The organism is Streptomyces sp. NPDC054847 (assembly GCF_053610925.1).
Map to the genome: position 1 here is coordinate 1 of NZ_JBSGZJ010000366.1, position 7,222 is coordinate 7,222.

Genomic DNA, 7,222 nt, shown 5'->3' on the forward strand with positions numbered 1-7,222 from the left:
CCGCCGGTCCCGGCAGGACGGCGTCACGGACGCTCCCGGGCCGCCGACCGCGCGGACCGCCCGAAGCCGACCGGAACACGTGGGGCGAGCGTCGGGGCCGGCCGACGCCGCCGGTCACACCGCGGGCGCGGGGAAGGACTTGCGAAGGGTGAACGCCTGCTGTGTCGGCCCGTGTTCACGGATGTGCAGCAGACGTTCCTCCGCCTCGCGGACCGTCGGCCGATGACCGGCGGGGACCCACCACAGCGTCGACATCACCTCGTTGATCCGCTCGAAGAACTCGTGGCGCCGGGCCAGCAGCTCCCGGTGCATGCCCTGGTACATGAAGGCCGTCAGAGTGTCGGTGTCACGCCACACCGACATGTTCACCATCAGCCAGTCGTCGCCGAAGACCCGCAGGTCGGTCGCGTCACCCGCCTCGGTCCGGAGCCGCCAGACGAAGCCGTCGGCGGCGTCCGCGACCGCGTTCACGGGGACGAGGTTGTCCACGAAGTCCTTCAACTGCGGGGAATCCAAGGGGTGTTTGAGGCGGGCTATGTTCACCTGGGCGAGCTCGTAGGAGGTCATGGCCGCACAGTAATCAGGCCCTTCTCCGCCGCCACCGCCATTTCGACCAGTGAGACGTCCGCCCCCCGCTCGGCCACCAGTTGAAGCCCTACGGGGCAGCCGTCGCTCGTGAAGCCCGCCGGGACGCTGGCCGCCGGATGACCGCTCAGGTTGAACGCCCAGGTCAGCGCCGTCGAGTAGACGTCCGCCCCGGGGCCGTCGTGACCGTGCGGCCGGTTGGGGGTCGCGGGGGTCAGCAGGACGGCCGCGCCGGCGAACAGGGCGTCCAGGCGACGGTCGTTCTCGGCCCGCACGGCCGCTCCCCGCGCCGGCCGGCCGCCCCGTACCGCCGTCCACGCGTCACACGGGTCCAGCAGTACCGGGCGGGCGTCCGTGAGCCGTACGACACCGGCGGATTCCAGTCGTTCCACCGCCGCCAGCGCGACCGCCGCCACCTCCGGTTCCGTGTCCGCGAAGCCCAGGCCCGCCGACCAGACCGCCGGCAGCGGCAGGACCGGGGCGGCCGGCTCGTAGGTGTCCAGTACGCAGCGCAGATACGCACGGGCGTCCGCCGCCGTCGGCGTCAGGACACCCGCGGAGGCAAGGCCCGTGCGGTCGGGCGAGGGCAGCAGCCCGTTCGTCGTCTTCAGTCCGAAGACCGAGCACCAGGCGGCCGGGATCCGTACGGACCCCGCACCGTCGCTGCCGGTCGCCAGGCCCACCATGCCGGCCGCGACCGCCGCGGCCGACCCCGCGGAGGACCCGCCGGGAGTGCGGTCCGGCCGCCAGGGGTTACGGGTCGGGCCGTGCGCGCCGAGACCCCAGGTCTGCCAGGGGGTGCCGGGGCCGGGCACCGAGGTCGAGCCGACGGCCACGCCGCCCGCCGCGGTGAGCCGCCGCGCGGCGTACGACCGGACGCCCGAGGGGCCCTTTACCGCGAACGGCAGTCCGGCCAGGGGGAGTCCGGTGTCCAGCGAGCCTTCACGGGCGAGCGCCTCCTCGGCCCATACCTCGACGAAGGCGCTCGTCTCCGGGTCCAGTCGCCCGATGGCGTCCAGCGACGCTGCGATGTTCATGGCCCCAGAGTGCCGCCCTCATCACGGCCCGCGCGACGGGGGCGGCACTGCCTCCGCCGCTGATGGCCTCCCGTACCGCGGAGGCGTCCTCGACGACCACGGCCAGCGCGACCTCCGGCCGGGGCGCGTCGTGGGCCTGCGCCCAACCGATGAACCAGGCGTACGGGAGCCCCGAGTTGTCGATACCGTGCTGCGCGGTGCCCGTCTTGCCGCCGACGGTGGCGCCCCCGATCGCCGCGTTGTCGCCGGTGCCCTCCTCGACGGCCCGCACCATCAGTTGCCGCAGCCGCTGCGCGGTGACCGGGGTCATCGCCTGCCGGTAGGCGCGGGGGCCGTTCTGGGCGATCAGGTCGCCGTTCGCCCTGGTCACCCGCTCCACCAGGTACGGAGTGTGGATGTCGCCGCCGCTCGCGACGGCCGCCGCGACCATCGCCATCTGGAGCGGTGTGGCCGTCGTGTTGAACTGCCCGATCGAGGACAGCGCCAGCTGGTCGGGCGACATGTCGGTGTCGAAGTTGGAGACCGTCACGCCCGAAGGGATCCGCAGTCCGGGGTCGTTGAAGCCGAACCCGCGGGCGGTGGCGACCATGTCCCGCAGTCCGACCCGCGCCCCGAGGTTCGCCATCACGGTGTTGCACGACCACTGGATCGCGTAGGCCAGCGAGGCGTCCTCGCATCCCTTCGTCGCGTTCGGCAGCGGGGTGCGGGTGCCGGGCAGCAGGTAGGGCTCCGGTGTGCGCGTGGGCGCGTCCACGTCGTCGACGACGCCGCTCTCCAGGGCCGCGGCGGCGGTCACGATCTTGAACGCGGAGCCGGGGGGATAGGTCTGGCGGATCGCGCGGTTCAGCATCGGCTGCGTGTCCGCGCCGTTGAGCCGGGCCCAGGCCCGTGAGGCCTCCGGCCCGTTGCCGGAGAGCAGCTCCGGGTCGTACGACGGGCTGCTGACCAGGGCCAGGATCTTCCCGGTCGAGGGTTCGATCGCCGCGACGGCGCCCCGCCGGCCGCCGAGACCCTGGTACGCGGCCTGCTGCACGGCGGCCTTCACGGTGGTGGCGACGTCCCCGGCGGAGGGCCGGCTGCGGCTCAGGTCGCCCCAGAAGGGGAACGGCGCCAGCAGGGGATCGCTGCCGCTGAGGACCGGGTCCTGCGCGTGCTCGACGAACGAGGTCCCGTAGATCTGCGACGAGTAGCCCGTCACCGGCGCGTACAGCGGCCCGTCGAGGTAGGTGCGCTCGTGGCGGAGCTGCTCACCGGTGTCCTCGGACCCGGTGACCGGCTTCCCGTCGACCAGGATGTCGCCACGGGGCTCCGCGTAACGGGCGATCGCCGCCCGGCGGTTGGCCGGGTTCTTCTCGAGGGCCGACGCCTCCAGCACCTGCACGCGGGCGGCGTTGGCCAGCAGCGCGAGCAGGAGCAGCAGGCTGAACACGGCGGCGTGCCGGATGCATCTGGTCACCGCCGCACCGCCGGTGCCGGGGCGTGGACGCCCACCTCCACGGGCACGGGCGGCGGCATGCGGGCCGAGTGGCTGAGCCGGATCAGCAGCGCCACGATGACCCAGTTGGTGACCACGGAGGAGCCGCCCTGCGCGAGGAACGGCATCGCCATGCCGGTCAGCGGGATCAGGCCCGTCACACCGCCCGCGATGACGAACACCTGGAGCGCGACGATGGAGGAGAGGCCGACCGCGAGGAGCCGGCCGAACGCGTCGCGCACCGCGAGCCCGGCGCTCAGCCCCCGGGCGACCATCAGCCCGTACAGCAGGAAGATCGCGCTGAGGCCGACGAGCCCCAGTTCCTCGCCCGCGGTGGCGAGGATGAAGTCCGACTTGGTGGCGAAGCCGATCAGCACGGAGTGGCCGAGCCCCAGACCGGTGCCGAGCATCCCGCCGGCCGCGAAGGCGAAGAGGGACTGGGCCAGTTGGCCGGGGCCCTGCCCGGACTCGATGCCGGCGTACGGGTCGAGCCAGTCCTCGACCCGGCTGTGGACGTGCGGTTCGAGCGAGCCGACGGCGTACGCGCCCGCCGACGCGAGCAGCAGACCCACCGCGATCCAGCCGATCCGGCCGGTCGCCACGTAGAGCATGACGACGAAGAGCCCGAAGAAGAGCAGCGAGGTTCCGAGGTCCCGTTCGAGGACGAGGACGCCGACGCTGACCAGCCACACCGCGACGATCGGTCCGAGCACCCGGCCGGTGGGGAGCTGGAGCCGGCGGATCAGCCGGCTGGCGTGGGTGAGGGCGCCCCGGTTGGCGGCGAGGTACGCGGCGAAGAAGACGGCGAGCAGCACCTTCGCGAACTCGCCCGGCTGGAAGGACAGCTGTCCCACCCGGATCCAGATCCTGGCCCCGTTGACCGCGGGGAAGAAGATCGGAGCGCAGAGCAGCGCGAGCGCGGCCGTGACGCTGATGTACGCGTACCGCTGGAGGATCCGGTGGTCGCGCAGGACGACGACCGCCACGATGAACAGGGCGACCCCGGAAGTGGACCAGACGAGCTGGGTGGGGGCCGCCCGGTCGAGCGGGGTCTGAAGGTCCAGCCGGTAGATCAGCACCAGGCCGAGGCCGTTGAGCAGGACGGCGATCGGCAGCAGCAGGGGATCGGCGTAGGGGGCGCGGAGGCGTACGGCCAGATGTGCGAGGAGTGCCAGGACGCCGAGGCCCGCTCCGTAGCCGGCGGCGTCCGGCGGCACGGCGCCGTTCCTGGCGAGACCGACGGCGACGTAGCCGTGGACGCAGATGACGACGGCGCCGAGGAGGAGCGACAGTTCGACGCCCCGCCGCTTGGGCGGACGGGGCGCGGGACACGGCTCGGGCCCCGAAGTGCCCGCTGTCGTTGCGGTCATGTCACGCAACGTAGCAAGTGGCTCGTCTGTTTGTCCCCTTATGTCAGGGTGCGCCGACGTCGAACAGATGGGCCGTCACGCAGCGTCGGCCGGCGGGGGAGACACGCTCCGCCCGCCGCGCCCGCGCCGCCGACGGCTCAGCGCTGGTAGGGGTTCCGCTGCCCCTGCTGGGCCTGCCCGTACGGCTGACCGCCCTGCACGCCCTGGTCGCCGCCCGCGGACTGCGCCTGGAGCTGCTGCGCCTGCTCGGAGGAGATCTGCTGCTCGGCCCCGCAGAAGGTGCACTGGGTGGCGTACTTCGTGGAGAAGGGGAACAGCGGCACGAAGAACAGCGTGAACTTCGTGACCCGCTTCCTGAGCGTGTGCGCGGAGGGGTTGCCGCAGTGGCCGCACACCAGCGTCAGTATCGCCAGCTGGTAGATGTAACCCTTGGTACCGAAGATGATCATGCTGTCGGGTCCTCCCCGTTCATGGTCCGCCGTCACGCTCCGCTCGGCATGCGAAGTCATGGCCTGCGGTGAACCGCCCGCCGGCACAGAGCCAGCAGTCTCTCGTCCTCCACGATGTCATGACTGTCCGCCCCGTTGTCGATCGCGTTATGACGTCTTGCGGACAGCAGCTCACGGTCGAGCAGACCCACCGCTCCCTCGGCGCCCGCCGTGGTCATGTCCGCCAGACACGCCGCGACGGGCACCCGGGTGCGCGGCATCGTCTCCCAGGCCGCCCGCAGCACCGGCCAGGCGCCCTCGGGGTCCCCCGTCACCCGCCACAGAGCCTCCGCCGCCCGCACCCGCGTCCACGGTTCCATCGACCGCAGCAGCCTCGCGAGCTGCGGCGCCGCCGACGCGCCGGACGTCCCCATGGAGGCGAGCACGGAGGCCGCGGACCGGCGGGCCGCCTGCTCGGGCGCGTTCAGGACCGCGCACAGCACCGGCACCACCGCGGCGGCGTCACCCTCGACCGCCCACAGGGCGCCCGCGGCCTGTGCGGCGGCCGCCGGCGGTAAGCAGGCCACGGCACCGCACGCCGACCGCCGGTCCGCCCCCCGCTCGTACCCCGCCTCGCGCAGCAGCCCCCAGAGATATGGCACCGCCTCGCGCGCGGCGGGCCCGAGAGCGGTGAGCGTCCGCACCGCGGCGTCGGTCAGACAGCCGCGCCACTCGCCGGGCGCGTCCCGCAGTACACGCAGCACGGCGGGCACCGATCCCGCAGCCGTGTCCGCCCCCAGTACGGACAGGCCGTGCAGCAGTGCAACGGCGCCGTCGGAGGACCGGTCGTCCAGTTCCAGCGCGTCCAGCCGCTCCCGCAGCGCCGGGGCGAGGGCGGCGGCGGCCCCGCCCAGCCGGTCCAGCGCATACGCGAGGTCCCGTGGCGCGTCGGGCCGCTGCAGGAGCCGCGCCAGCACGGGCACCACCCGCGCGTCGCCGGCCCGCGCGAGCGCGAGGACGGCCGGGCCCAGCGTCGGCGGCCCGCTCTCCCACTCGCGCACCCAAGTGCCCGGCTCGGCGGCCAGCCGCCGCGCCAGCGCGTCCGCCGCCGGCTCCGCCAGGCCGAACAGGTCCCCCAGTGCGTACGCCGCCGCCGCGGCGAGGCTCGGTTCCGGGTCCGCGAGCTGGTCGCCGATCAGGCCGACCAGTTCCCCGTACGCGCCCCGCCATGTCCGCAGCAGCGCGCTGCTCATCCGTACGGCGTCGATCCGCTGCGCCCGGTCCGGGCTGCACAGCTGGTCCGCCAGCAGCGCTATCCGGTCCTCGACCCGGTCGCCGAGGCCCGAGTGCAGGGTGCGCAGCAGGTCGGCCGTCCAGGGCGCGGGACGGCCGACGGTGTCGGCGGCGCGCACCTGGCGCAGCTGGCCGAGCAGCGTCGGCGACGGCAGCCGTTCGGCCGCCGGGACCGCCGCCACCGGTTCCGTGCGCAGCTCACGCAGCAGCCCTGTCACCCCGGGCACCACGTCGGAGGGCAGCGCCCCGGGGGCGCAGCGAGCCAGTTGCGCGATCGCGGCCAGCCGGAGACCCGCTCCGTACGCCATCCCGGACAGCCCGGTGAGCCACTCCACCACCTCGGGCAGCAGCCCCTGGTGCCGCAGCGCTATCCGCCCGGTGGCCTCCACGCACGCGAGCCGCACCTCGGGGTCCTGCTCGGCGTCCAGCCGGGCCCGCAGCAGGCGCAGGACGCGCACCGGGTCGGTGTGCAGGGTGGCCAGCGCGAGCGGCGCGGCGAGCCGCACACCGCGGTCCGGGTCGTCCACCAGGCCGAGGAACACATCGGCCCCCGCGGTCACCGCGGAGGCGGCCATGGCGTAGTTCGCGGCGTCCTCGAACTCCTCGTCCTCCGGGTCGAGTTCGTCGTCGCCGTCCAGGTCGATGCTGCCGATGCTGGTGAGCAGTTCGACGATGCCTCCCCGGTCCTCGACCGCGGGGTCGGCGACCAGCTCCATCAGGAACGGGATGCAGGCCAGCGTCGAGTCGTACACGTCGCCCTGGTGGTGCACGGCCCCGTACATGGCGTCGAGTGCGCTCTCGCGCTCGGCGGGATCCTCGGAGGCCAGTTGGCGCAGCAGCTCCGGCACATCGTCGGCCGGGCCGTAGGCGTGTTCCAGAGAGGCCCACTCGACCTCGTCGATTCCCGCGAACACGATTGTCCCCCTCCCAAGAAACCTTGGGTCTCAACCCTGTGTCTGGGGGAAGTGTGCCCCAAGGATCCGACATCCTGACCGGTATCCGACGGGGTTGTCTCGGGGTTGTTGAATCCAGGCC

At 73.4% G+C, this 7,222-nt stretch carries 6 protein-coding genes; all 6 read right to left on the bottom strand.

Features of this window, described 5'->3' with window-relative positions; genetic code table 11:
• Window positions 1–114: 114 nt before the first annotated feature.
• Window positions 115–567: a DUF3291 domain-containing protein gene (locus tag ACWGH4_RS27280; protein WP_453465618.1), complete on the bottom strand. Its 453-nt coding sequence runs from the start codon at window positions 565–567 to the stop codon at window positions 115–117.
• Complete coding sequence (locus ACWGH4_RS27285; RefSeq protein ID WP_453465620.1) at window positions 564–1,622, bottom strand: amidase family protein; 1,059 nt, start codon at window positions 1,620–1,622, stop codon at window positions 564–566. Before ACWGH4_RS27285 ends, ACWGH4_RS27280 begins: the two co-directional genes overlap by 4 nt.
• On the bottom strand, window positions 1,528–3,078 hold the full coding sequence (locus ACWGH4_RS27290) for a penicillin-binding transpeptidase domain-containing protein (RefSeq protein WP_453465622.1): 1,551 nt from the start codon (window positions 3,076–3,078) through the stop codon (window positions 1,528–1,530). The genes ACWGH4_RS27285 and ACWGH4_RS27290 overlap by 95 nt, the downstream gene beginning before the upstream one ends.
• The gene (locus ACWGH4_RS27295; RefSeq protein ID WP_453465624.1) at window positions 3,075–4,466 is read right to left on the bottom strand and encodes an FtsW/RodA/SpoVE family cell cycle protein; all 1,392 of its coding nucleotides are present in this window, start codon (window positions 4,464–4,466) and stop codon (window positions 3,075–3,077) included. The genes ACWGH4_RS27290 and ACWGH4_RS27295 overlap by 4 nt, the downstream gene beginning before the upstream one ends.
• Window positions 4,467–4,603: 137 nt before the next feature.
• Window positions 4,604–4,915, bottom strand: a complete 312-nt coding sequence (locus tag ACWGH4_RS27300; protein ID WP_453465626.1) for a zinc-ribbon domain-containing protein — start codon at window positions 4,913–4,915, stop codon at window positions 4,604–4,606.
• A gap of 56 nt (window positions 4,916–4,971) precedes the next feature.
• On the bottom strand, window positions 4,972–7,101 hold the full coding sequence (locus ACWGH4_RS27305; protein ID WP_453465628.1) for a HEAT repeat domain-containing protein: 2,130 nt from the start codon (window positions 7,099–7,101) through the stop codon (window positions 4,972–4,974).
• Window positions 7,102–7,222 lie beyond the last annotated feature (121 nt).